At 69.8% G+C, this 20,585-nt stretch carries 18 protein-coding genes and 1 pseudogene; 7 read left to right on the top strand and 12 right to left on the bottom strand.

Going from position 1 to position 20,585, the window contains the following annotated elements; all coding sequences use genetic code 11:
* The first annotated feature begins 6 nt into the window (after positions 1 to 6).
* The 4 genes from ACSDQ9_RS08930 to ACSDQ9_RS08915 all read left to right on the top strand — a co-directional run bounded on the left by ACSDQ9_RS08930 (position 7) and on the right by ACSDQ9_RS08915 (position 5,392).
* Positions 7 to 2,241, top strand: coding sequence for an outer membrane protein assembly factor BamB family protein (locus ACSDQ9_RS08930; RefSeq protein WP_435146161.1), 2,235 nt, complete (start codon positions 7 to 9; stop codon positions 2,239 to 2,241).
* A 60-nt stretch (positions 2,242 to 2,301) separates the two neighbouring features.
* Positions 2,302 to 3,147, top strand: a complete 846-nt coding sequence (locus tag ACSDQ9_RS08925) for a glycosyl hydrolase family 18 protein (protein WP_435146160.1) — start codon at positions 2,302 to 2,304, stop codon at positions 3,145 to 3,147.
* 63 nt (positions 3,148 to 3,210) lie between these two features.
* Complete coding sequence (gene wecB, locus ACSDQ9_RS08920) at positions 3,211 to 4,269, top strand: non-hydrolyzing UDP-N-acetylglucosamine 2-epimerase (protein ID WP_435146158.1); 1,059 nt, start codon at positions 3,211 to 3,213, stop codon at positions 4,267 to 4,269.
* Between the two features lie 22 nt (positions 4,270 to 4,291).
* The gene (locus tag ACSDQ9_RS08915; RefSeq protein WP_435146157.1) at positions 4,292 to 5,392 is read left to right on the top strand and encodes a glycosyltransferase family 4 protein; all 1,101 of its coding nucleotides are present in this window, start codon (positions 4,292 to 4,294) and stop codon (positions 5,390 to 5,392) included.
* Between the two features lie 51 nt (positions 5,393 to 5,443).
* Here the strand turns inward: ACSDQ9_RS08915 and ACSDQ9_RS08910 are convergent, their stop codons facing one another.
* The 5 genes from ACSDQ9_RS08910 to ACSDQ9_RS08890 form a co-directional block, all read right to left on the bottom strand.
* Positions 5,444 to 6,793 (bottom strand): sugar transferase, encoded by a 1,350-nt coding sequence (locus ACSDQ9_RS08910; protein ID WP_435146352.1) that lies wholly within the window; start codon positions 6,791 to 6,793, stop codon positions 5,444 to 5,446.
* Positions 6,794 to 7,128: 335 nt separating this feature from the next.
* Positions 7,129 to 7,620 carry a hypothetical protein gene (locus ACSDQ9_RS08905; protein ID WP_435146155.1) on the bottom strand — a complete coding sequence of 164 codons (492 nt, stop codon included), beginning with the start codon at positions 7,618 to 7,620 and terminating at the stop codon, positions 7,129 to 7,131.
* Positions 7,621 to 7,728: 108 nt separating this feature from the next.
* Positions 7,729 to 8,916: a glycosyltransferase family 4 protein gene (locus tag ACSDQ9_RS08900; protein ID WP_435146153.1), complete on the bottom strand. Its 1,188-nt coding sequence runs from the start codon at positions 8,914 to 8,916 to the stop codon at positions 7,729 to 7,731.
* Positions 8,913 to 9,989 (bottom strand): alanine racemase, encoded by a 1,077-nt coding sequence (locus ACSDQ9_RS08895; RefSeq protein WP_435146151.1) that lies wholly within the window; start codon positions 9,987 to 9,989, stop codon positions 8,913 to 8,915. Before ACSDQ9_RS08895 ends, ACSDQ9_RS08900 begins: the two co-directional genes overlap by 4 nt.
* Positions 9,986 to 11,140 carry a lipid II:glycine glycyltransferase FemX gene (locus ACSDQ9_RS08890; protein ID WP_435146350.1) on the bottom strand — a complete coding sequence of 385 codons (1,155 nt, stop codon included), beginning with the start codon at positions 11,138 to 11,140 and terminating at the stop codon, positions 9,986 to 9,988. Before ACSDQ9_RS08890 ends, ACSDQ9_RS08895 begins: the two co-directional genes overlap by 4 nt.
* A 142-nt stretch (positions 11,141 to 11,282) precedes the next feature.
* On the opposite strand from ACSDQ9_RS08890, the gene ACSDQ9_RS08885 reads away from it, so the two are divergent.
* The 3 genes and pseudogenes from ACSDQ9_RS08885 to ACSDQ9_RS08875 all read left to right on the top strand — a co-directional run bounded on the left by ACSDQ9_RS08885 (position 11,283) and on the right by ACSDQ9_RS08875 (position 13,275).
* Positions 11,283 to 12,077 (top strand): endonuclease/exonuclease/phosphatase family protein, encoded by a 795-nt coding sequence (locus ACSDQ9_RS08885; protein ID WP_435146150.1) that lies wholly within the window; start codon positions 11,283 to 11,285, stop codon positions 12,075 to 12,077.
* 115 nt (positions 12,078 to 12,192) lie between these two features.
* Positions 12,193 to 12,462, top strand: a pseudogene (locus ACSDQ9_RS08880) (hypothetical protein); the annotation flags it as partial.
* A 48-nt stretch (positions 12,463 to 12,510) separates the two neighbouring features.
* A complete protein-coding gene (locus ACSDQ9_RS08875; protein ID WP_435146358.1) occupies positions 12,511 to 13,275 on the top strand; it encodes a hypothetical protein in 765 nt (254 codons plus the stop codon).
* 190 nt (positions 13,276 to 13,465) lie between these two features.
* Here ACSDQ9_RS08875 and ACSDQ9_RS08870 read toward each other — a convergent pair whose 3' ends face one another.
* The 7 genes from ACSDQ9_RS08870 to ACSDQ9_RS08840 all read right to left on the bottom strand — a co-directional run bounded on the left by ACSDQ9_RS08870 (position 13,466) and on the right by ACSDQ9_RS08840 (position 20,536).
* Positions 13,466 to 13,930: a GyrI-like domain-containing protein gene (locus ACSDQ9_RS08870; RefSeq protein WP_435146148.1), complete on the bottom strand. Its 465-nt coding sequence runs from the start codon at positions 13,928 to 13,930 to the stop codon at positions 13,466 to 13,468.
* Positions 13,931 to 13,992: 62 nt separating this feature from the next.
* Positions 13,993 to 15,756, bottom strand: coding sequence for an FAD-binding oxidoreductase (locus tag ACSDQ9_RS08865; RefSeq protein ID WP_435146146.1), 1,764 nt, complete (start codon positions 15,754 to 15,756; stop codon positions 13,993 to 13,995).
* A gap of 9 nt (positions 15,757 to 15,765) precedes the next feature.
* On the bottom strand, positions 15,766 to 16,548 hold the full coding sequence (locus ACSDQ9_RS08860; RefSeq protein ID WP_435146348.1) for a lysophospholipid acyltransferase family protein: 783 nt from the start codon (positions 16,546 to 16,548) through the stop codon (positions 15,766 to 15,768).
* Between the two features lie 47 nt (positions 16,549 to 16,595).
* Complete coding sequence (locus ACSDQ9_RS08855; RefSeq protein ID WP_435146144.1) at positions 16,596 to 17,375, bottom strand: SDR family NAD(P)-dependent oxidoreductase; 780 nt, start codon at positions 17,373 to 17,375, stop codon at positions 16,596 to 16,598.
* A gap of 173 nt (positions 17,376 to 17,548) precedes the next feature.
* Positions 17,549 to 18,805 (bottom strand): RNA polymerase sigma factor, encoded by a 1,257-nt coding sequence (locus tag ACSDQ9_RS08850; protein ID WP_435146142.1) that lies wholly within the window; start codon positions 18,803 to 18,805, stop codon positions 17,549 to 17,551.
* 56 nt (positions 18,806 to 18,861) lie between these two features.
* Positions 18,862 to 19,215 (bottom strand): YciI family protein, encoded by a 354-nt coding sequence (locus tag ACSDQ9_RS08845; RefSeq protein WP_435146141.1) that lies wholly within the window; start codon positions 19,213 to 19,215, stop codon positions 18,862 to 18,864.
* A 121-nt stretch (positions 19,216 to 19,336) separates the two neighbouring features.
* On the bottom strand, positions 19,337 to 20,536 hold the full coding sequence (locus ACSDQ9_RS08840) for an acetate/propionate family kinase (RefSeq protein WP_435146139.1): 1,200 nt from the start codon (positions 20,534 to 20,536) through the stop codon (positions 19,337 to 19,339).
* Between the last annotated feature and the right edge of the window lie 49 nt (positions 20,537 to 20,585).

Here is a 20,585-nt window from a genome sequence, read left to right as displayed (position 1 = left end):
GGTCGCATGAGTGAATCCCCCATCACCCAGGCCCCCCATGCGTTCACGCGCCGCGGTGTGCTCGCCGGCGGTGCCGGTGTCGCCGCCACCCTGGCCACCGCGACCACGCTCGCCACTGCCCCAGCCACCCCCGCGCACGCCGCGCCACCCGCCCCCGACGACGTCGTGCTCGCCACCATCGGCGTGGTCACCGACACGCACCTCAACGCCGAGGTCGACCGCGCCCCGATCATGAGGCGCGTCTACCAGTGGATGGCCGACCGCACCCCCGATGCCGTGCTGCACTGCGGCGACATCACCGACTACGGCGCCGACGACGAGTTCGCCGCCTACCGGGCCACCATTCCGACCGCCCTCGAGGGGCGCATCCACCACGTTCCCGGCAACCACGAGTGGCGCTGGGACCCGACGGTGCTCGAGACCTACGAGCGACTCTTCGGGCCGCGCAACTCGATGTTCGAGGTGGCCGGCGTGCGCTTCGTCGGGCTCAGTCCCTTCCAGGTGCTCGAGGAGCCGGGCGTCTACGACGACGACCTGCTCGGTTGGTTCGACCGCACCTGCTCGAAGGGTCGGACGATGCCCACGGTCTGCTTCCAGCACATGCCGATCGGCGCCGGCCGCTACTTCATCAACAACTCCGAGGAGTTCGTCGCCCTCGCCCAGCGCCACGACGTGCGGGCCCTGTTCGCCGGCCACACCCACGCCCAGCGCCTCGATGACACCAACGGATTCGTGCAGGTCACCGGCAATGCCGAACGCAACTCGTGGGCCTACTGGACCCGGATCGTGCGCCGCGGCTCGCAGCTGCTGCAGACGGTCGACTCTCTCGCCTTCGGGGCCGCCGACGAACCGGTGGTCGCGCGCGTCGTCGAGATCCCGCTGACCGGCGATCGTCCGGCCTTGGCGCTCGAACCGAGCGGGGTCACCACCCGACCGACGGACGACGGCCGTGCCGTCGTGGTCACGGTGCAGGCGCCGGCCGCCGAGTCCGTGGTGGGCAACGTGCTGCCGCAGCGCATCTTCGGCGGCACCCTCGAGCCCGCCTCGATGGCGTTCACCCGGGTGCGGCAGGGGCTGTTCGCGGCCACCGTGCCCGTCGACACCCCCGCCGCGGGCCAGCATCGCGTTGAGCTGACGCTCACGAACCGGGCGGCGCAGTACCACCACCGTTCGGCCTTCACCACGCCCGCGGGCGAGGTGCGGGTGACCGGCAGTCACCGGCTCGGTGGGCAGGTGCAGCCCGCGATCATGGATGCCGGCGACGGCTCCGTGCTCGCCGCCAGCACCAACGGCCGCCTCGCGCAGCTGCGGGTCGACGGCAGGGGCGGGCTTCGTCCGCAATGGCAGACCAGCGTGGCTCCCATGAGCCGGGCCGGCGAGGTGGTCGACGGCGTCGCCTACCTGCCGACGATCGACCACCAGGTGGTGGCAGTGCGGGTCGCGGACGGCCGCCAGCTGTGGCGCACCGACCTGGGTGCCCCCTCGCTCTCGCGCGTGGTGGCGACCACGGTGCAGGGTGATCCGGCGCTGTTCGCGACGGCGGGGCGGACGACCGTGCGCCTCGACCCGCGCACCGGATCGGTGGTGTGGCGGGCCGAGCAGGGCCAGCTGTTCGCCGGCCGACTCGGCGTCGACGACCAGCGGGTCTACGTCGGCTCGGGCACCGGTCATGCCGTCGCCTTCGACGTCGCCACCGGCGAGCAGCAATGGGCGGTGGAGATCTCGGGCCGGGCCGACCGCTACGGCCGCATGCTGTATTCGCCGTGGGACTGCACGGTGCAGTTCCCGACCGACGACACGGTCTTCCTGGCCACCGTCGGGGCGGGGTTCGCCCTCGACCGGGCCACCGGCGCCCAAGTGTGGCGGCTCGCGGGCAACCGCACCTATGCCCCCGGGCTGATGATCGAGCAGGGGCTGTTGCTCGCCCAGGAGAACCATCTGGTCGACCTGGTCGACCCGGCCACGGGCACGGTGCGCTGGTCGGCGAGTCTGGCGCCGTGGCGATTCTTCGGGTCGGGCCTGGTGCACGCCCCGGCGTCGGGCACGGGCCCGGACGAGGCCTTCCTGGTCTCGGCGATGGGACGACTCGGCCGCATCGACCTGTCCACGGGCACGGCGGAACAGCTGCTGCAGGTGAGCACGGCCAACACCTTCTCGACGCCGGTACTGGTTGGCGAGGGGTCGTCCCGTCATCTGGTGACCGGGTGGCAGGACGGGGTGGTGCGCGCCGTTCGCGTCTGAGTGCCCCGGCCCGTGCAGCCGGCGTGAGCGGTGGCCGCGACAACTGGTTGAGTGGGTCGCATGACCCCCCGCATCATCGCCTACCACCAGTCCCACGGCCACGGCGAGACCTTCGTTCCGCTCGAGACCATCGGCACCCCCGAGGCTCCGCTCACCCACCTGATCATCGCCGCCGTGCACCTGACCGACGACGGCCTGGTCACGCTCAACGACCACCCCCACGACGATCCGCACCACGACCAGCTGTGGCGGGCCGTCGCGGGGGTGCAATCGCGCGGGGTGCCCGTGATGGCGATGGTGGGCGGCTGGGCGCCGGGCACCACCGAGAAGCTCACGGGCGAGCAGTTCGACCGGTTCTACCCGCTGCTGCGAGACGCCCTGCGCGCCCACCGCCTCGACGGGGTCGACGTCGACGTGGAACAAGACATGGCCCTCGACGACGTCATCCGCATCATCGACGCCCTGCGCGCCGACTTCGGGCCCGACTTCATCATTGCCCTGGCGCCGGTGCAGACCGCGCTGGTCGGCGGCAAGAACCTGTCGGGCTTCGACTACGACGAACTCGAGCGCCGCCGCGGCGCCGTCATCGACTTCCACCTCGTGCAGTTCTATTCGGGGTTCGCCAGCGCGGACGATGCCAATGCCTACCGGGCGATCATCGAACGGGCCGCCACCGGGGCCGGGGCGTTCACCCCCGACCGGGTGCTGCTCGGCCAGATCGGCGAGCCCGCCGATGCCTCCTTCATTCCGCTGGAACCCGTCGCCGAGACGGTGCGCCGGTTGGTGACCGAGTTCCCCGACTTCGGCGGGGTCGACATCTGGGAGTTCCCGATCGTCGACGGACGACGCGACATCGGCGGCTGGGCACGACTGATGCGCGACGCCCTTCGTGGGGCCGACGCCTGAGGCACCGCGATCGCTAGAGTGGCCTCGTCCGTCGGCGACCGGCCGGCCGCGAGAGGAGACCTGATGCGCGTCGTCAGCATCGTCGGAGCCCGCCCCCAGTTCGTGAAGCTCGCCCCGATCGCCAAGGCGTTCACCGAGGCGGGGATCGATCACAAGATCGTGCACACCGGTCAGCACTACGACGTGAACATGTCTGACTCGTTCTTCGTCGAGCTGGGCATTCCCGATCCCGACGTGCACCTCGGGGTGGGCGGCGGCACCCACGGGGCCATGACCGGGCGCATGCTCGAGGGGCTCGACCCGATTCTCACCGACCTGGCCCCCGACTGGGTGCTGGTCTACGGCGACACCAACTCCACGATCGCCGGCACCCTGTCGGCGGTGAAGATGCACCTCAAGGTGGCACACCTCGAGGCCGGGCTGCGGTCGTTCAACCGGCGCATGCCCGAGGAGCACAACCGGGTGATGACCGACCATGCGGCCGACCTCTGCCTGGCGCCGACCAAGCTCGCGATGCGTCACCTGGCCGACGAGGGCCTCGAGAAGCGCGCCGTGCTGGTGGGTGACGTGATGACCGACGTCTGCCTGCAGGTGCGTGACAACGTGCTCGCCAACCCGCGCCCGATCCCGGGCATCGCCGGGGATCGTCCGTTCATCCTGGCCACTATTCACCGCGCCGACAACACCGATGACCCCGAGCGACTCAATGCCGTGATCAGCGCCCTGAGCGAGCTCGACCGCGACGTCTATCTGCCCGTGCACCCCCGCGTGAAGGCCCGGGCCGAGTCGCAGGGCATCAGCCTCGAGCGCGGCAATCTGCACGTGATCGAGCCGCTGGCCTACCCCGACATGGTCAATGCCGTCGTGCACGCCGACGGCGTCGTCACCGATTCGGGCGGCCTGCAGAAGGAGGCCTTCCTGCTCGGCACCGTCTGCACCACCGTGCGCACCGAGACCGAGTGGAGCGAGACCGTCGACAACGGGTGGAACGTGCTCGACCCCGACCTGGTGAATCTCGCCGAGAGCGCCGCCCGCCCCCAACCCGCCGACGATCCCTCGCAGCCCTATGGCGATGGTCGGGCCGCCGTCGAGGTCGCCCGCGTGCTGCTGGCGCAGAGCTGATCGCCGGCTCCGGGGACGCACCGTGCGCATCGTCCACCTCTCCACCGTTCACCACGACTGGGACAACCGGATCGTCAACAAGGAGTGCAGGGCGCTGGTCGAGGCCGGCTTCGACGTGCACCTGGTCATTTCGGCGGACGAGGACCGGGTCACCCACGGGGTCACGGTGCATGCCATCAAGCGGCGCTCCCGGGCGCGGCGACTGGTCGGGTCGCAGTGGGAGGGCTGGCGCAAACTCGTCGAGCTGAAGCCCGACCTGCTGCACATCCATGACCCCGAACTGCTGCCCCTGGCGGTGGCGTACGGGCGCAGGCGCCGCGTTCCGGTGATCTACGACGCGCACGAAGATCTGGTCAAGCAGTTGGGCACCAAGCCCTGGCTGAATCGCCACACCGAGCGGGTGGTGAACCCGCTGGCCCGCACCCTGCTGGGGCTGGCCGACCGGTCGTGCGCCGCCGTGGTGACCGCCACCGATGACATCGCCGCGAACTTCTCGACCCGGCGCGGGGGCCGGGCTCGTCCGGTGGTGACGGTGCGCAACCTGCCGTGGCGGCGCGACTTCACCGTCGCCGACGTGGCCGCCAACCCGCGGGTGGCGGTCTACACCGGCGACCTCACCGAGGAGCGCGGCCTCTCGCTGATGGTCGATTCGGTCGCCGCCGTGCCCGAGGCGCGGTTGCTGCTGGCCGGACGACGGCTCGTGCCGGCGGCCGACCTCGAGAATGACGTGGTCGACTACCGCGGGCTGGTGCCGCCGTCCGACCTGCCCGGCATCATCGCCTCGGCCCGGGTCGGGTTGATCTTCCTGAAGCGGCTGCCGAACTACGAGAACTCGATTCCCACCAAGGTGTTCGAGTACATGGCCTCGGGCGTGCCCTTCCTCGCCACCGACTTCCCCGCGTGGAAGCGCTTGTTCGGCGGCTGCGAGGGTGGCGTGTTCGTCGACACGGACGACCCCGAGGCCGTCGTGCAGGCCCTGACCGCGCTGCTGGACGACCCCGAGCGGTGCGCCGCCCTGGGTCGCAAGGGGCGCGAGGCGGTGGAGCGGGAGTTCAGCTTCGAGGCCGAGGCGCCGAAGTTGGTGGAGCTGGTGCGCTCACTGCTGGCGGCAGCGGCCGACTGAGAGTCGGCCCGGCCCTTCAGCGCGGCGGTCCTGGTCAACGGGGCGGCAGGGTCAGTGCAGCACCACGATGTCGTCGGGCAGCACCAGCGCGCCCTCGCCCTGTTCCTCGTCGGCCCCGGCCGACGACACCTTGTCGAACAGGATCTTCACGGTCTGCAGCATGATCTTCAGGTCGAGCACCGGTGAGTAGCGCTTGATGTAGAGCAGGTCGAAGTTCAGCTTCGACTCGAAGTCGCTGGCGTACTTGCCGTACACCTGCGCGTAGCCGGTCACGCCGGCGCGCACATTGTGGCGCAGGGGGTAGTGCCGGTTGAGTTCGGTGAACTGCTCGACGAAGAACGGGCGCTCCGGCCGCGGGCCCACCAGCGACATGTCGCCCTTGAGCACGTTGATCAGCTGCGGCAGTTCGTCGATGCGCATCGAGCGCAGGTACTTGCCGATGCCGGTGACGCGCGCGTCATTGCCGGTCGCGAGCACGGGGCCGGACTTCTTCTCGGCGTCCTGCGTCATGGAACGGAACTTGAGGATGTCGAACTCGCGATTGCCCTTGGTCACCCGCACCTGGCGGTAGAAGACCGGCCCGGGTGAGGTGGCCTTCACGAGCAGGGCGGTGATCAGCAGCACCGGTGAGAGCACGACCACCCCCACCAGCGCGACCAGGAAGTCGCCGCCGCGCTTGAGCAACTCGTACTCGCCGGGGATCTTGAACGGCGTCACCAGCACGATGCTCTCGTCCTCGATCGACATGATGTTCGGGTTGATCATCAGCAGTCGGTTGAAGTCCGCGGTGAAGAAGACCTCCTTCTGCTGACCCAGCAGGTGGTCGACGATGGCGGCGCGGGTGCTGCCGTCGATGAGGTCGGAGACGTGCACCGAGTCGTACTCGTCCACGTGGTTGGTCAGGTTCGCGAGGTAGTTGCCGTCGACCACGTGGGTGAGGCGGTGGCGGCTGGCCCGGTTCGAGGTCAGGTTGCGGACGGCCCGGGACTCGTGGTCGGGAATGGTGAGCACCATCACCCGCTTGTTGCCGCGCACCCGCCGGTAGATGGCATAGACCAGGGCGCGCCAGATCGAGAGCACCACGAACCCGAGCACCAGGTTGATGACGATGACACCGCGGGGGAAGGCGAAGAAGTTGCCGAAGAAGGTGGTGACACCGATCAACCCCGACACGATGATCTGGTTGATCAGGGTGATGATGACCACGTCGAGCGGGGTCTTGTTGTAGTAGACGTAGATGCCCGAGAACGCGCTCACCACTACGAAGGCCACCAGCGCGAAGCTGAACGTCGAGGTGATGGCGTCGAGGTTGCGGGCGGGCACGGGGTTGCGCAGGCCGAAGCGCAGCACGGCCGAGAAGAACAGCACGGCGGTGAAGATGGCCGCCTCCGCGAGCACCATCACGAGCTTCTGCGCCTTGGCGAAGTTGTCCTCGCGCGTCAAGGGGTCCTCCGCGGTCGGTGGTCAGTGTCGTCGGCCGATTCTACTCAGTCGGGGAACCTGCTCGCGGTGAGACTCCCCGAGGGGCGCTCTCGTCGGCCACCCTGCCCTTGCGCCCGCGGTCATGCGCCCCCGCGCCCGCGCCCGCGGTCATGCGCCCCCGCGCCCCGGTCATGCGCAAACTCTCACCAAAGAGTGCGACCCGTAGGAATCTTCCTGCGGGTCGAAGTGTTTGGTGCTGGTCTGTGGGCCCCAGAGGTGTTCGGGCCAGGGAGGTGTTCGGGCCAGGCAGGTGTTCAGGCCACGGCGCCGCAACCGGCGATCCGCACCCGCCAGAGCACGGCGGGCGCCTCGACGACGACCATGCGCTGGTCGTCCTTCTCGGAACATCCCGACGGGAGCGGCGCGTCCGGGATGAGGAAGGGGGTGGCCACGGGGGCATCGGCGAGCATGAACTCGTCCGAGACCTCCTGCACGGCGCCGTCGGTGCCGATCACGCACGCCCAGACGCGGGTGCCCGTCCACTGCCCGATCTTCTCGGCGGTGACCGGCGACGCGGAGGTGATCGCCGCGCTGTCGGCGCAGATGGCGCGAACCGAGGCGGCGTCCAGGGTGGTGGGCGCAGTGCTGGACGAGGGGGCAGTGCTGGACGAGGCAGTTCCGGACGAGGGGGAGTCCGGCAGCGGCATCGGTTCGGCCGGGCCACCGCATCCCGCCAACACGCACGCCGTCACCGCGCCCGCGAGCACGCCGACCACCGCCCGCCGCCAGCTCAGGCCTCGTCCCATCGGGCACACCCCCCTTGTCAGGCAGTCATGGCTTGTCAGGCGCCCATGGCCAGATGTGGCGACTGTACCCCCCCGCTCGATCTGACCAGACCCTGCGGCCCGCAGCACTCAGTGCCGGGCGAAGGCCTTGTCGAGCACGACCTCGAGCTTGTCCGCCGCCGCCTGCAGGCTGAACCGCTCCACCATCAGGTCACGAGCGCGGTCGCGCCAACGACGGTGGGTGGCCTCGTCGGCGTCGCGCACCCGGGTGATGCCCGCCACCAACTCGGTCGGCTCGACCACGGCACCCACCTCGTCGTCCGAGATGACATCGCGCAACGGCACCCGCGCATTCGAGACCACCGTCAGCCCGGCGGCCATGTAGTCGAACAGCTTGTTGGGGCTCATGCCCTTGTCGAACACCGATTGGGGGCTGACGGTGTGCAGACCGACGTCGCCGGCCTTGAGCACCCGCACCAGCTGGTCCTTCGGCATCTGGTCGAGGAAGCGCACGTTGGTGAGCCCCTTGGCGGTCACCTCGTCGATGGTCGGCTGCTTGCCCGAACCGGAGCCGATCAGCACGAAGTCGACGTCGGGCAACCGCTCGGCTGCGTCCACGATCAGGTCGAGGCCGACATAGGGGGAGTGTGAGCCCGAGAAGATGCAGGTGAACCGCTCGAAGCCGTACTCAGCCCGCAGTTGATCCTTCGATTCCGGCACCTCGAACTCGGCCAGGTCGGCACCGTTGGAGATGACGTTCACCTTGTCGACGTCGATGCCGAGCGCCGCGAAGTGGTCCTCCCAACCCTTGGTGACCACCACGATCTGGTCGGCGTGCTGGTACAACCGCCGCTCGACCTCCACGAGAATCTTGTGCACGGACGACCCCCGCTCCAGCGCGCCACCGGCCACCAGGGATTCCGGCCACAGGTCGCGCACCTCAAGCACGAACGGCACCCGCGAGAGCCACGACACCAGTCCGGCCGAGACGGCGGCCAACAGCTGCGGGGATGACCCGAACACCAGCTTCGGACGCTTGGCTAGGCCGACGGCGAAGGCCTCGGCGGCGAACACGCCCCACCCGATCAGCCGCGCCGAACCGTTGCCGGAGTAGGCGGGCACCGGCAGCAGCGTGAACCGGTCGTCGACGGCCGTCATGGTCTCACCGGTGAGGTGGTGACGGCTGGTGGCGACGATCGCCGGCGCCCACTTCTTGAGCCGGGTGAACATGTCGAAGTTGCGGGTGATGCCGCCGTACTCGCGGGGGAACGCGTACTGGTTGACCACCAGCACCGAGCGCTGGGAATCGTCGGTCACAGGGTCTCCTCGTGGTTGGGGGAATCGTCGGACGAGTCGATGACGCGGTCGACCACCGCCGTGGTCAGGCGCACCTCGACGGGCACCTCGTCGCCGATGGCCACGGCGCCGGCACCCGGCAGGAAGATCAGGGACGACTGCATGTGCGGCGGCTCGACGAAGAAGCGCTTGCGCCCGCCGATGGAATAGGGGGACAGGGCTCGTCCGGTGGCATCGATCCCGCCCAGCACGAGCGACTGGGCCCGCTGGCGCAGGCTCGAACCGGCCGACGGCGCCGTCATGGCGACCCCGTTGGCCGTGCCGCCCGAGACCACCACCACCCAGCCGTCGGCGAGGGCGCGGTGCTGCCAGTAGCCGATCTTCTCACCGGCGCTGACCGGGTGCAGGTCGAGCACCCGGGCCGTGACCCGGCGCGTCGCCGGGGCGCCGAGCCAGAGCTTGGTGCCCATCCGCAGCCGGGTCTCGACCCCGAGTTCGCCGTTGAGGGTGTCGTACTCGGCGGCGCTGAGGTGGGAGAGCCACACGGGGGCCTCCGCGGCGGCCAGGGCTCGGCGGGACAGGTCGCGGCCCATCGCCAGGGCATCGCCGGCCAGCGGCAGGTGGATCGTCCAGCCTTCGAAGGTGACGTCGCCCAGCAGATCGGCCGCGCGGGCGAGTTCGTCCGGTTCCAGTCCGAACCGCTGCATGGGGGTGCGCACCTCGACCAGCAGACGCGCACCGGGGTGCTCGCGGACGATCGTGCGCAGGTCGTCGAGGCGGCCGACGGTGGTGATCACGCCGGGGTCGTCGAGCAGGGCGGTGGCGACCGGGTCGTGGGCCGACCAGGGGGTGAGGACGACGATGCTGCCGCTCCATCCCTGCCGCACGCCGGCGACCTCGTCCGCGATGCCGACCGCCAGGGTGTCGAGGGCCGGAGTGTTGGCGCCGAGCCGGGTGGCCTCGTCCGCGAGTCTGGCGACCCCGAAGCCGTACCCGTTGCCCTTGGCCACCGGCACGAGCCCGGGAGTCGACACCGCGACCTCGGCCAGGTGCGCGCGCCAGGCGGCGGTGTCGAGGTGCAGGGTGAGGCTCATGCGCTCTCCTTCCGGCCGGCGCGGCGCTCCATGTAGACGGTGAAGGCCTTGTGCAGCGGCCAGATGAGCGGCTTGTCCCACTCTCCGACGTAGCTGACGGCCTGCCCACCGGTGCCCACCTTGAACTGGATGAGGCCGAGCTCGGGGTCGTCCGCACCCACACCCTCGGTGATGCCGCGCAGGTCGTAGACCTCGCCGCCGGCCTCGAGCGAGTCGGTGATCATGCGCCACTGGATGGCGTTCGAGCCGCGCACCTCGCGCTTGGCGTTCGTCGAGGCCCCGTAGGAGTACCAGCAGTGTCGTCCGACCGACACCCAGGTGGTCGCGGCCACCAGATCGCCCTCGTGGTGGGCGAGGTAGAGGCGCATGCGGTCGGGGTCCTCGGCGGTCAGGGCGTCCCACATCGTCTGGAAGTAGGCCAACGGACGACCGGTGAAGTGGTCGCGTTCGGCGGTCTCGAGGTAGACGGCGTGGAAGGCGGCCAGGTCGTCGCGGGTGCCGCGGGTGACCTCGACGCCGGACTTGTCGGCCTTCTTGATGTTGCGGCGCCAGAGCTGGTTCATGCCCTTGAGCACCTCGTCGGCCGTCTTCTGGCGGGTCTCGCCGGTGGCCTCGTCGGTGACGGTCAACGGCAGCTGGAAGTTGAACTTCGGCTGCCCGGCCGCGAACCCCTCACCGTCGGCGGGGGCCTGCCAGCCGAGCGATCGCAGCTGGTTGGCCAGCCGCGTGGCGGCGTGATCGGTGTGATCGGGGGTGGCCTGCGACAGTCGGACGATGGCGTCGTCGGCGATGGCGGCCTTGATGGTGTCGGGGCCCCAGCTCTGGTGCGGCAGGGTGGGGCCGATGCGCAGCCCGAAGGCACCCTGCTTGCGGGCGTGCTTGGCGAGGGCATCGAGCAGCTCGGGCACGTCGGGGCGGGTCCAGTCGAGCACGGGGCCCTCGGGCAGGTAGGCCAGCGAGCTCTTCAGCCCGACCTTGTGCACGCCGGGGAGCGCCCGGTAGAGCACCAGCCCGACGCCGATCAGGGCGGTGCCGTCGAAGAAGCCCAGAGACTCCGAGGTCCATTCGGGCTTGACCTTCGCCCACGCGGGGGTCTGGAGGAAGCTCACCGTGGTCGGGAACTCGGACCCGGGGCGCGAGACGTCGCGGATGAACGCGAGGTGCTCGTCGGGGGTGATCCGGCGCAGATGAATGCTCACGGGCCCAATCTATCGGGCAGGGCTGTCGCGGGGCTGCGGGCAAGAAGCCTGACCACTTCGGCCCCGGGCGACGGTCGCATGGAAGGGTGGAGGCATGGCCACCCTCGACGTGATGACCGTCAACCTGCGCACCCCCGTCCGCGGCGTCGAAGCCGACGACCCCGATCACTGGCCCACCCGCCTGCCGGCCGCGATCGAGGTGCTGCGCCAACGCCGTCCCGCGGTGGTCGGCACCCAGGAGGGCTGCGACCCGCAGTGGGAGTTGCTCCTGGCCGAGTTGCCCCACTACCAGCGCATCGGCACCGGGCGCGAGCGCGGCCAGCAGGGCGAGTACTCGGCGATCCTGGTCGACACCGACGTGCTCGACGTGGCCGACTGGAGCCAGTTCACGCTCTCGGAGACCCCGGACGAGCTCGGCTCCCGCAGCTGGGACTCCTCGTGCACGCGCATCGCCGTGATCGCGGATCTGGTGGTGCGTGCCACCGGCGAACGGTTCACGGTGGCGAACACCCACCTCGACCACGTCAGCGAGGAGGCACGCGTGCAGGGCTGCCGGTTGATCCGCTCGCGCCTGCCGCGCCGGGCCACCATCGTCACCGGCGACTTCAACTGCGCTGCCGGCGAGGCCCGGGCGTGGCACGAGTTCACCGAAGACGGGTTCGGCGACGCCTTTCTCGCGACGGTCGACGGTGATCTCGGTCGGGGTGTGGACACCTTCCACGGCTACAGCGAGCCTGGCGTCGAGAGCGATCTCCCGGTGTGGATCGACTGGATCCTGGCGAGTTCCGACGTGGGCGTCGGCTCGTCCGAGATCGTCACCGACCGGCCCGGGGGAGTCTGGCCGAGCGACCACTGGCCGGTGGTGGCGACCCTGACGATCCCGTCCTGAGCCGCCCGCCGCCCGCCCATCCCCCGCCGCCGTCTCATCGCGTTTGCCTGCTGAAGGTGCATGTGCCCTTGTTGCAGCAGGGGCAAACACACGCAGAGCAGGCAAACGCGACGGGATGGGGGGCAAACGCGACGGGATGGGGGAGGCAGACGCGCCCGGGATGGGGGGCAGACGCGCCCGGGATGGGGAGGCAAACGCACGTTCGGCAGGCAAACAGGGCGGGAGTTGTCCACAGGTTCGCGTTGGGGGGTTCCGGACGAGCCTCACGCGCGGTTGGCTGGCGCGCATGGAACCGATCACCACTGGGGAGCTTCTCCGTCGAGGTCTCACTGCTCAGGACATCCGACGGCAGCGCAGGGAGGGGTCACTCGTCCGGCTCACCCGAGGCTTGTGGGCCACCGACGAGCTGCCGCCGCTCGACCGTCATCGGGCCATGGCCTCGGTTCGTACCCATGCCCTCGCCCTCGAGTCGGCGGCCCTGGTGCACGGCCTGCCCGTGAAGTCCGTGCCGGCTCGCGTCATCACCGTGCGTCCCGGCGGCGGACGATCCCGACGCCACGGCGAGGAGCTGGCCCTCAGCGGCCCCCTGCCGGAGCACCACGTGATCACCGTCGATGGTCAGCTCGTCACCACCCGCGCCCGCACGGTCGTCGACCTCACGCGGGTGCGCGGGCTCGAGGCGGGGCTGATCGCCTGGGACGCTGCCCGGTGGAGCGCCCGCCGTGATCGGGCGCTCGCGATCTTCGATGACCAGACCGACGAGGTGCTCGAGCTGTTGGCCCGACGTCATGGCATCGGCCGGGCCCGAGAGGCGCGGTGGCTCTCGTCCGCCTTTTCGGAGAGCCCCATGGAGACCAGGAGCCTGTTCGCGATGCGCGCGCTGGGCATCCCCGAGCCCCAGCAGCAGTACGAGGTGCTGACCCCCGACGGACAGAGTCTCGGGTTCGCTGACTTCGGGTGGGAGGACGAGGGTGTGCTCGGCGAGTACGACGGTGACGGCAAGTACGGACACCTGGCCAGGCCCGGCGAGACTCCCTTCGAGGTCATGCGGCGCGAGAAGCGCAGGCAGGAGGCGATGGAGGCTCAAGGATGGGTGTTTGCCCGCTGGGGCAAGGAGGAACTCGCCCTCCCGTACCTGCTGCGTCAGCGCATCACCTCGGCATTCGAGATCGCCAGCGGACGGCGCAGGGCCGGCTGAGGCCGCCTCCGGTTTGCCTGCCGCGCCGCCCGTTTGCCTGCTGCGCCGCCCGTTTGCCTCTCGAACCTGCTCTTGCCTCTGCTGGAACAAGGGCAAACGCACGCTCGGCAGGCAAACGCGGGGCGGGGGCGGGCAAACGCACGCTCGGCAGGCAAACGCGGGAAGGGGGCGGGCGGGGGCGGCCGCACCCTCAGTGGTCGTCCAGCGACCCCTGGTAGCCCTCGATGGGGAAGGCGACGTCGCAGACCAACTCGTCGAGCCGGGCCGTGGCGAAGTCGGCGAAGTAGACCTCGCGCGGTGAGGCCGACACCTCGACGCGGCGGCGGTTGACCCACAGGTCGACCGCCCCGTAGGCGCCCATGATCTCGGGATAGTCCGTCTCGGCCTTGGTGATGGTCACGTAGGCCTCGACGTGCTCCGGCTCGACCCGGGCGACGACGTCGTCCGAGGCGGGCAGCCCGTCGAGTGAGGCCACCGGCTGACAGACCTCGACCGGGTTGGCCGTCACGTCGGAGACCTCACCGTGGTACAGCACGAACACCGGCCCGACCGGCTCCGCCAGAGCGGCCAGCACCCCCGAGGCGCGCTCGATGTGCTGGTCGATCTGCCCCACCCGCACCGTGCTGGTGACGCTGATCACCGGCTGTTCGGGCACGCGACGAACCTTGACCTCCACCGCTTCGACCCCTTTCGTGCTGACCCCTGTCGTCTGGGCGGTCATGCGTCCGTCGACGCGCCACCCGGACGACCCGCCAGCCACGCGTCGTACTCGGCGCGAGGCAGAGAGTTCGAGGTCCAGCCGGGCTCGCCGTCGTGCACGATCTTGCCCGGGTTGAGGAAGCCCGTCGGGTCGATGCCGTCGAACAGGGTGCGCTGGATGTGCACGCCGGCCTCGGAGATGTCCTGGTCCATCCACGGGCTGTGCTCCTCGCCCACGCCGTGGTGGTGCGAGACGGTGCCGCCGTGGTCCATGAACGACTGCTGCACCGCGCGCTTGACGGTGTCGTAGCTCTCCAGGTTCGACTCGGTGCCGTCGGCCACCGCGAACGTGAAGTACTGGCAGGCGCCGCCGCGGTAGCTGTGCGAGATGTGGCACATGATGTAGCCGCGGTGACCGGTGGCCGCGAAGGCCTCCTCGGCCCGCTTCACGGTCTCGGTGTGGATCTCCTCGGCCTTCGACCAGGGGGTCGCGGTCTCGCTGACGTCGGCGGGAATGCCCGCAGACAGCAGGAAGTCACGAATCTGGGGCACGTCGTACTTCTTCTGGTCGTACATCGCGCCCGGACCCTTGCCGACGCCCATGCCGTTGTGCTTGGCCACGATCTTGGTGACGATCGACTTGGTGTAGCGCACGTGCGTGGCCGAACCCTCGTAGCCGATGAAGCTGAGGCAGATCTTGCCCAGATCCCAGCCCTTGCGCTCCATCAGCTTCTGGATCACCTGGCTGCCCAGGCTGGAGATCTTGCCCGACGGCTTCGCGGTCGACATCGAGAACTGGGTCTCGTTGTTGTCGCTGACGCGCACCAGGAAGGGCGCCGCATCGGAATGGCAGATCTCCTCGGCGGCGCGCAGGCCGTCCTCGTAGGTGGCGAAGAAGTACGCCTGGATCTCGCGCACCTCGGGCTTGCGGTGCACGTTCATCCACGCCTCGGTGATGATGCCGAGTCGTCCCTCCGACCCGAGCACCATCTCGCGCACCGACGGGCCCGACGAGCTCGAGGGCAACGGACGAAGCTGCAGCACCCGGCCGCCGGGCATGACCATGCGCAGCCCGCGGGTGATCTCGGCGATGTCGCCGTACTTGTCGGACTGCATGCCCGAGCTGCGGGTGGCGATCCAGCCGCCGACGGTCGACCACATGAACGAGTCGGGGAAGTGGCCCATCGTCCAGCCCTTGGCGTTGAGCTGGGCCTCCATGTCGGGGCCGAGCGCGCCGGCCTGGATGCGGGCCAGACCCGACTGCTCATCGATCTCGAGCACCTTGTTCATGCGACCCATGTCGATGCTGAGCACCTGGCGGGTCTCCGAGGGCAGGGCCTCGAGCGCGGCCACGATGTTCGAGCCGCCACCGTAGGGGATCACCACGGCGTCGGCCGCCTCTGCCGCCGCCACCACGGCGATGACCTGGGCCTCGTCCGAGGGGTAGAGCACGGCATCGGGCACTCGTCCGAGATCACCGCGACGCACCCGCACCAGGTCGCGAATGCCCTTGCCATAGGCGTGGGCGACGCGACACTCGTCGTCGAGCACCACGAACTTCTCGGCGCCCAGGGCCGCGACGAGCGCACCCTTGAGGTCGTCGGTGAGCTGGCTCTTGGGCACGTCGAGGTCACGGAAGTCGGGGGTGACCGGGTTCATGGTGGTGATGTCGACGCCCAGCTTGTCCATCACGAAGCCCGGGAACTTGGGCTTGTTGTCGTACGTGAACCCCTTGCCCTCGTCGCCCCAGCCCCACCACTTCTGGTTCTTGACGCCCAGCATGTGAACCCCTCAGTTCTTGTCGTCAGTCTTGGTCGTGTTTTCGGTGGTCGGGCTTGGTTTGCCGGCCTCGACCTGTGCCTGCATCTTCTCGATGGCCACGGTACGTGCATACTCTGCCAGCGTCTTCATGCCGTACGCGCGCGCCGTCGTGTCGTGCAGTTCGATCACGCGCCGCCGCACCCGCTCGTTGAACTTGTGCGCGATCTCGCCGGGCACCGGGAACATCGGTTCGCCGAACACCACGTGCACGGGCGGACGGCCCTTCGGCAGGTGGTTCTGATGGTGGGGCCACGCGGCATAGGCGCCCACCAGGGCCACCGGCACCACCGGGACGTTGCGGCTGATCGCCAGGGCGGCGGCCCCCGGCTTGAAGGGACCCATGGCCCCCGTGCGCGAGCGGGTGCCCTCGGCGAAGAGCAGGATCGGCACCCCGTCGGCGAGCAGCGCGGCGGCCAGCCCCCGGCGCGAGTTCTTCTTCTTGTCGTCCGAGGTCGACTTCGAGCCCCGCTCGATCGGGAAGGCGTTGAACATCAGCGAGGTGTAGGCGGCCGTGTACCACTTGGTGAAGAAGTAGTCGGCGGCGGCGCCGGTCGACAGGTACTTCGACAGTCGCCCGGGCAGGCCGCCGAAGATCAGCGGGGCGTCGAGGTGGGAGGCGTGGTTGCCCACCACCACGAACGTGTCGGGGCAGTTGGCGAGCCGGTCGACCCCGTGCACGCGCACGTCGAGCAGCCGCCACACGAACGGCTTGAGCAGCAGGATGCGGGTGGCGGAGCGCGCGGCCCGCTGCATCGGCGAGGTGTAGCGGCGGCGGCCCTTCTGCTCGTCGGACTTGGGGCTCACTTCTTCTTCTGTCTGCTGGACGAGAGCATGCGCGAGACGGCGCGCATCGACCACCGGGGTGCGTGCTGGGCGATCTGGATCGCGACCTTCCACTTCAGGGTGGGGATCGAGATGATGCGGCCGGCCTCGGCATCGTCCAGCGACTGCTGCACGAGGGTGTCGACGTCGACCCAGACGATGTCGGGAAGGGTGCCGGCGTTGATGCCCGCGCGGTCGTGGAACTCGGTGTGCACCCACCCGGGGCACAGTGCCGAGACCTTCACGCCGGTGCCGTGCAGTTCGTTGGCCAGACCCTGGCTGAACGCGAGGCACCAGGACTTCACGGCCGAGTAGTTGCCCGACATGATCCAGGCACTCGTCGAGGCCACGTTGATGATGGTGCCGTGGCCGCGGGCCTTCATCGCCCGAGCGGCCGCCGTGGAGAGTTCGAGCACGGCCCAGCACATCACGTCCATGGCCCGGCGCTGCAGGCCGAGTTCGGCCTTGTCGAGCAGTTTGGCGTGCAGGCCGAAGCCGGCATTGTTCACCAGCAGCTCGACGGGGCGCTCGGCGTCTTCGAGGCGATCGGCCACGCGGGTGACGTCATCGGCCACGCTCAGGTCGGCGGGGAACACCTCGACCTCGGCGCCGTAGGCCTGGTGCAGCTCGGTGGCCAGGGTGGTCATGCGCTCGACATCGCGGGCGACGACCACCAGGTCGTAGCCCCGCGCTGCGAGGTGTCGGCAGAACGCGTTGCCGATGCCGGCTGTGCCGCCGGTCACGAGTGCTGTCGCCATGCGGCCCAACTTACCGTCACCGGTGGGTTCGGCGCAGATGAGGGCGCGGGCGTGGTCGCGGGGGTGGGTGCGTGGTGGCGGTGAAAAGTGTGCGAAAAGTGCACCCGAATCGGGGTTCGTTCCCCTCACGGGCTGCGAAGGCCCGTTCAGGTGCGCATGTCCCACACCAGCGCTCAGCCGAGCTCGGCTCGGCGCCGCGTCAGGTGGGCGATCTCGGCGGTGTTGGTCGCCAGTGCGAGGGCGCGGTCGTAGGCGGCACCGGCTTCATCGGGTCGCCCGAGCCGGCTCAGCAGGTCGGCGCGGGCCACGTGGAACGGGTGGTAGCCGTCGAGGGCGTCGCCCAGGCGATCCACGAGCGCCAACCCCACCTGTGGTCCGTCGACCTCGGCCACCGCGACCGCGCGGTTCAGGGCCACGATCGGCGACGGGTCAAGTCGCATCAACTGCCCGTAGAGCACCACGATCTGCGACCAGTCGGTGTCGGGGGCGCGGCGGGCATGCGTGTGCACCGCGTTGATCGCCGCCATCAGTTGATACCGGCCGGGCGCCACGCCGGTGGCTATCCGCGCCCGCACCAGCCCCTGCCCGCGCGCGATCAGGTCGCGGTCCCACCGGTCGCGGTCCTGCTCGTCCAGCCTGAGCAGCACCCCGGACGAGTCCACCCGCGCCTCCCGGCGGGCCTCGATGAGCAGCATCAGCGCCAGCAGGCCCGCCACCTCACCCTCGTCCGGCATCAGGGCGTGCAGCAGCCCCGTGAGTCGGATCGCCTCGCCCGTCAGGTCGACGCGGATCGGGGCGGCCGTCGGCGAGGACGAGAGGTAGCCCTCGTTGAAGACCAGGTAGAGCACGGCCAGCACTCCGTCGAGGCGCTCGGGCAGGTCGGTCGCGGACGGCACCCGGTAGGGGATTCCGGCGGCGGCGATCTTGCGCTTGGCGCGGGTGATCCGCTGCCCCATGGTGGTGTCGGGCACCAGAAAGGCCGACGCGATCTCGGGAACGGTCAGTCCGCCCAGCAGGCGCAGGGTGAGGGCGACGCGAGCCTCCATCGATAGGGCGGGGTGGGCACAGGTGAACACCAGGCGCAGGCGATCATCGGTGGCCAGGTCGAGAGTTCCCTCACCTGTCGGGTCGGGTGGGGGCTCGTCGGCGAGCTGCTCGTCGAGCATGGCTGCCTCCTGCAGCTTGCGGCGCCCGACCTGGTCGCGGCGCAGCCGGTCGAGCGCCTTGCGGCTGGCGGTGGTGCTCAGCCAGCCGCCAGGGTTGGGGGGCACACCGTGGGCGCGCCAGTGCTCGGCGGCCACCGCGAATGCCTCGGCGGTGGCCTCCTCGGCCACGTCGAGACTGCCGAAGCGGCGGGTGAGCGAGGCCACCAGCCGGGCCCACTCGTCGCGGTGGGCCCGGGTCAGGGCGGTGTCGGCGTCGGTGGTCACCCCTGTGAATCCATCACCGCGAAACCATCCGTCGGTCAACCATCACTGGCCAACCGTCACTGTTCCGGATCCCCTTGGGCGACCGCCCGCAGCTCGACCCGACGGTTGCAGGCCTTCGAGCCGCGCTTGGCCAGGTCGAGGGCCTCGTCCAGATCGGCGGCCTCGACGATCCAGAAGCCGGCCAGGTACTCCTTCGACTCGATGAAGGGTCCGTCGGTGAGCAGGGGTGCGTCGCCGCGGTTGTCGACCACGGTGGCGGTGTCGGGGTGGGTCAGGCCCTCGGCGAAGACGAACTGGCCGGCGGCCCGCATCTCGTCGTTGAAGGCGCCGGTGGCGTCCCACTCGCGCCGCTGCACGTCCGGGTCGTCGGTCTGGGTGCCGTCGTCAATGACGCTCATCAGGTACTTCATGGTTGTTCCCCTCGGCTGTGCTGATTTCAGTTCGGGTGGCGGCCGGATTGGCCGCGCTCACCTCGTCCACGAGCAGCATCCCCCGATTTCGACACCCTCCACCGAAGAAACGGACGATGGCTCAGTCGCCGCGGGCCTCGAGCAGCGCGAGCGTCTCGCGGGCCATCGCCAGCTCCTCGTTGGTCGGCACCACCAGCACCGGCACCCTCGAGGTGGGAGTGGTGATCGTCCGCGGTTCCTTCGAGCGCACCTGGTTGGCGGCCTCGTCGAGCACCACGCCGAACGGGGCGAGCCGCTCGACCACGGCGGCCCTGATCCAGGCGGCGTTCTCGCCGACGCCGGCGGTGAACACGAGCGCATCCAGACCACCGAGCAGGGCGGTGTACGAGCCGATGTAGCTGACCAGCCGGTGCACGTAGACGTCGCGGCCGAGCATGGCGTGGTGGTCACCGGCCTCGACCAGCGCCAGCACGTCGCGCATGTCGGTCTTGCCGGTCAGGCCGAGCATGCCCGACTGCTTGTTGAGAAAGGTGTCGGTCTCGTCGACGTCCCAGCCGTACTTGCGCTGCAGGTAGGCGAACAGACCGGCGTCGACGTCACCCGAGCGGGTGCCCATCACCAGCCCCTGCAGCGGAGTCAGACCCATCGATGTCTCGATCGGACGACCGCCGTCGACCGCCGAGACCGAGGCCCCGTTGCCCAGGTGCAGCACGATCTGCTTGAGCTCGCCCAGGTCTCGTCCGAGGTGTTCGGCGGCCTTCTTCGACACGTACGAGTGCGAGGTGCCGTGGAAGCCGTACTTGCGAATGTTCAGGGCGTCGGCGACCTCACGCTTGATGGCGTAGGTGGTGGCCTCCTCGGGCAGGTCGGCGAAGAAGGCGGTGTCGAAGACGGCCACGTGGGGCACGTCGGGCAGCGCGGCCCGGGCGGCCTCGATGCCGGCGACGGCCGGCGGGTTGTGCAGGGGCGCCAGGCCGTAGAGCTCCTTGAGCTTGGCCACCATGGCGTCGTTGATCAGCGTGGTCTGCTGGAACATCCGCCCGCCGTGCACGGTGCGGTGCGCGACGGCGATGACCGACTCGAGCGAGGGCCCGTGCTCGTCGAACGCCGCGACGACGGCCTCGAGCCCGGCGGTGTGATCGGCGAAGACCGCGTCGACGTGGAACTCCTGGCCGCCGACCTCGTGGTCGAGGGTGCCTCCGCCGGGGTCGCCGACCTTCTGCATCAGCCCGACCGCCAGCACCTCCTCGGTGTCGCCGTCGATCAGCTGGTACTTGATCGAGGAGGAGCCGCAGTTGAGCAGCAGAATGGGACGAGCCATGTCAGTCCTTGTCAGTAGCGGGTCGGGTCAGAGTCTTTTTCGGAGCGGA

The organism is Aestuariimicrobium soli (genome assembly GCF_051192575.1).
GTDB classification, from domain to species: domain Bacteria; phylum Actinomycetota; class Actinomycetes; order Propionibacteriales; family Propionibacteriaceae; genus Aestuariimicrobium; species Aestuariimicrobium soli.
This window is presented reverse-complemented; position numbering and strand designations above follow the sequence as displayed.